At 62.0% G+C, this 4,013-nt stretch carries 4 protein-coding genes; 3 read left to right on the plus strand and 1 reads right to left on the minus strand.

Translation table 11 applies throughout. The features are described 5' to 3' along the window. Positions 1 to 258: 258 nt before the first annotated feature. A complete protein-coding gene (locus AB0H83_RS51550) occupies positions 259 to 1,794 on the plus strand; it encodes a pentapeptide repeat-containing protein (protein ID WP_360111323.1) in 1,536 nt (511 codons plus the stop codon). A 474-nt stretch (positions 1,795 to 2,268) separates the two neighbouring features. Then, on the plus strand, positions 2,269 to 2,781 hold the full coding sequence (locus AB0H83_RS51555) for a hypothetical protein (RefSeq protein ID WP_360111326.1): 513 nt from the start codon (positions 2,269 to 2,271) through the stop codon (positions 2,779 to 2,781). A gap of 49 nt (positions 2,782 to 2,830) precedes the next feature. Here the strand turns inward: AB0H83_RS51555 and AB0H83_RS51560 are convergent, their stop codons facing one another. Beyond that, positions 2,831 to 2,983 (minus strand): hypothetical protein, encoded by a 153-nt coding sequence (locus tag AB0H83_RS51560; RefSeq protein WP_360111329.1) that lies wholly within the window; start codon positions 2,981 to 2,983, stop codon positions 2,831 to 2,833. A gap of 423 nt (positions 2,984 to 3,406) precedes the next feature. Between AB0H83_RS51560 and AB0H83_RS51565 the strand changes: the two genes are divergently transcribed. Further along, positions 3,407 to 3,841, plus strand: coding sequence for a hypothetical protein (locus tag AB0H83_RS51565; RefSeq protein WP_360111332.1), 435 nt, complete (start codon positions 3,407 to 3,409; stop codon positions 3,839 to 3,841). Positions 3,842 to 4,013 lie beyond the last annotated feature (172 nt).

The following is a 4,013-nucleotide window of genomic DNA, read 5'->3' on the forward strand; positions in this document are numbered from 1 at the left end:
CCCCCGGGCTTCCCGGGCCGCCGAGGTTCCAGGGCGAGCAGCCCTGGCCGCCGGAGGCACGCTCCGGGTCGTAGGGCCGGAGGCCCTACCCGCCGGGGGCGCAGTTGCGAACGGCGGACCGGGTGGCGCGTTGATGTTGGACGTTCGGCCTACCTTGTCCGTTGGTGCGGACAGTGCCATCCGTGGACACGGATGGTCACAATGACTGTCGTGCGTTCTCCGAGGCGTTGGTGGTTGGAACGACGGACAGCTCGCCCGGTGGTGTCGGACGATGCGCCGTTGCGCTGGAACTGGCTGCTGAGCGATAGCGGCGTGGTCACGGTCGTGATTGCCGTGGCGGGGTTGGGCGTGGCGGTGCTGCTATGGATGCTGAATGTCGCAGGTCACGCCCCTGACACCGGCGCCGCCAACAAGTCCATGCTGCGGATCGAGGCGATCAAGTACGGGCTCGGGTCCATCGCGGCTGGCGGCGCAGTCGCTGCCTTGCTGTTGGCGCTCCGACGCCAGGCGTTGAGCGAGCGGGCGCAGCGTCATGCGGAGCGGGCGCAGCGATTCTCCGAGAGCGATGCGTTGGAGCAGCGAGCTACAGCATTGTATGTCGCGGCGGCGAACCAACTCGGCAGCGACAAGGCTGCAGTGCGGCTCGCCGGCCTGTATGCGTTGGAGCGGCTCGGGCAGGACGAGCCGAAGCTTCGTCAGACGGTGGTGGACGTCTGGTGCTCGTATCTGCGGATGCCGTACACGCCTCCCGCCGAGGTGCTGCAGCGCAATGACGAGCGCTCCCCGACTCGGCCGGCTGAGGGCGCAGAACCACCGGATGGGGCGTTGGAGAGCGAGCGTCGGCAGGAGTTGCAGGTTCGACTGACCGCGCAACGTCTGTTGGCGGCGCACATGAGCCGTGATCTGGCCGAGGCGGGCGAAGCCACGTACTGGCTGGATCACAGAGGGAACCGCATGGTGGTTGATCTCGTCGGTGCGGTCCTTGTTGGTTTCACGCTGAACTCTTGCGATGTCGGACGCTGCGACTTGAGCGACGCGCAGTTCCATGGCATGGCCGACTTCGTCGGCGTTCAGTTCCGCACCGCTGCCTATCTCGCCAGGACACATTTCCACGGTGAAGCCGTCCTGCGCGGGGCGCAGTTCCACGGTGAAGCCGTCCTGCGCGGAGCGCAGTTCCACGGTGAAGCCGACCTGAGTGTGGCGCAGTTCCACGGCAACGCCGACCTGTTCGGGGCCCGGTTCCACGGTGACGCCGACCTGTCCGGGGCCCGGTTCCACCGTGCCGCCTTCCTGCGCAGGGCGCAGTTCCACGGTGACGGCTTCTTGCGTGGGGCGCAGTTCCACAGCAATGCCGTCCTGCGCGCGGCGCAGTTCCACGATGTTGCCGACCTGCGCGGGGCGCAGTTCCACGATGCTGCCGACCTGCGCGGAACGGAGTTCCACGATGCTGCCGACCTGCGCGGAGCGCAGTTCCACGGTGACGCCGACCTGCTCCGGGCGCAGTTCCACGATGTTGCCGACCTACGCGGAACGGAGTTCCACGGTGACGCCGTCCTCCGCGGGGTGCAGTTCCACGGTGACGCCAACCTGTCCGAGGCTCAGTTCCACGGCCGTCTCGACATGCGGTCGGCCATGGCCGTAAGCAGCGTCGTCGTGCCGGCAGGTTGGGGGTTGTCGAGCGCATTGGTTCAGCAAGATGAACTTCGAGCCGTGATCGAGGCTGACAGAGTCTCTGCGGAGCAGCATGGCTCGGACGAACCCAACGTCGCGTCTGGCGAATCGCTTAACGAATGAGCAGTTGACAGGTGCGTTCAGCCCGGCGGTCCGGTTCCTCGTGGTGAGGATGTCCGGGGCTTCGGCGTGTCCGCGGGTGCCCGCGCGCTGCCGGGGTCGCCGCGCCGGGAGCGAAGCGGCAAGGCGCGGCGTGCCCCGAGCGGTGCGCAGCGGCCCGCCAGGGCCTTGAAGACGTACAGAAACTTCTCACACGCTGGTTGGGCGCCGGTTGTCGCTGGCATCCTGGCGGCCATTGTTGGCTGTGACGGTGCGGGAACTGGGCCCCGCTGGTTGCTGGCTAGCTATAGCCCTCCGACCCGCAGTAGGGCAGCCGGACGGGGAGAGGGGGGTCACCCATTCGTGCACCAAGAACTTCTTGGTCCGGACGTATTGGGTATATAACGGACATCGCTCTTGACGGAGTGTTGAGCATTCGACACCCTCGGCTGCGCGGTCGGCTGCGTTTCCACGCCGGAGGGTTTACAGTTGGCTAAAGTGCGGCGCAAGATGCTCGTCGAAGGTCGCTACTGCACGATCGAATGCGCCGTACGGCAGGACGGCACCTCGCCTGCTGAGTGGTTCCTTGATCAACTTAAGGACGGGGTCTGGGAGGACGACCCCGACATGACGAAGTTGCCCGATGATGCACAGATCAGCGACTTTTACAAGTTAATGAGTTGGCTTGAGGTCTTTGCGGAAGAGGGTCTTCCTCCGTACCAGCATGCAGTCAACTATCTAGAGGAGGGTATCTGGGAGTTCAAGATCGGCGCGAAGAGATTGACCTTCTATGATACGCCAGGCAATGGAAGCTTCGTGCCAAAGCCGAAAATTCGAGACGAAGATGTAACGGAGTACAAAGACGAGTTCTGGTGGTTTCCGGAGTTCGACGAGTTCGTTCGCCTTGGTCACTTTTTCCCGAAACTAGGGCGTTGGGCCTTGGACAGCGACATCGACGAGGCGGTTGCGGTAAGGAAGGAGGACATTCAACATGACAAAGAGGTCGAGTGACGATCGTTCGCTGAACGAAGAAGTAATGTCAACCCGCAAGGGTGCGCAGTCAATGTCTGCTGCTCGCTTTGCGCTGCAAGTTGTTCGTCTTCTGCTTGCTGCGAAGGGTGAATCTCGACTGAGCAGTCGCGATTTGGCGCAAGAACTTGACGTTACGGAAGGGCGCGTTTCTCAGGTTCTGAATGGCGATGGCAATGTCCATGTCGGCACCCTTGCTCGGTTCATGCACGCCATGGGTTATGACCTAGAGATTCGTGCGACGCCGAATATGCCTGGTCGAGAGCCAATCCAGGTCTCCACGGGTCGTTCGCGCCGAGTACGGTCGGGTGCGCCGGCATCGGTGGAACCTTCGCGCGCGTCTCGTGAGACGCGGTCGAATCGTACGCACGTTGAGCTGTTCGAGCAGCGGTTCCTCACGCCTCACGGCGTGATGGAGTACCCCATGTATGTGCCATCCGATGACGTACTTGGTTGCACTCCTGATGGTTCGCTGATCGCCCGTGGCAAGGTTCGAGTCTCGTCTGACACCGCCGTGACCCCCCGTATGCGACCCGTTCGTGTCCGCAAGACAGGTTGGAAAGCACGGGAATCAACCCCCACGTCAACTGCTAGCTAGAGGTGCCTGGTGGCGAAGTCCCAACAGATGGTCGTGTCGGACATCCTTGAGCTGCAGGCCATTGTGCTTGACGAATGTGCAGTCAAGCGTGGCGAAGGCGAGGTGTCCGAGCCAGGCAGCGTTGACTCATCGATTGAAGTGCAGAGTTTTCGTGAGGATGACGATCTGCAGTACGTGGTTAAGACTAGTCACACCTTTCAAAATGAGAATAACGAACTAATAGTGACCATTGACGTTTCTTTTGCGGCGCTTTATCAAGTAAAGGATGCTGAGAGAGCAACGGAGAGTCACTTGCGTCGCTTCGGTGAGACCCGCCTTATGCTGCACGTGATCCCTTTTCTTCGGGAGTTCCTGGCCAATATGACGAATCGTCTAGGTATTCCTACATTTTATCTACCGCTCCTAAGTCGCGCGGTGGACGTGGAAACAAAGGGCGCGTCATAACATTGTGGCTGCTTCGCGGCTATATCGACGGCTGGCGGGCACCCAAGTGATGGCGGTGGCGCGCTAGGCGATGTTGCTTCGTGACTGGTCAGGTGCCCGGTCGGCGTGCCGGTTTGACTTGGGTCGATTGATGTCTGGATCATGGTGGGGTGTCTGGGATTCCGTCGGTCGA

The organism is Dactylosporangium sp. NPDC050688 (assembly GCF_040654515.1).
Taxonomy (GTDB): domain Bacteria; phylum Actinomycetota; class Actinomycetes; order Mycobacteriales; family Micromonosporaceae; genus Dactylosporangium.

Excerpts from the sequence above, each read along its gene's own strand:
- AB0H83_RS51560 (WP_360111329.1), bottom strand. The coding sequence starts at position 2,983 with ATGGACATTGCCATCGCCATTCAGAACCTGAGAAACGCGCCCTTCCGT.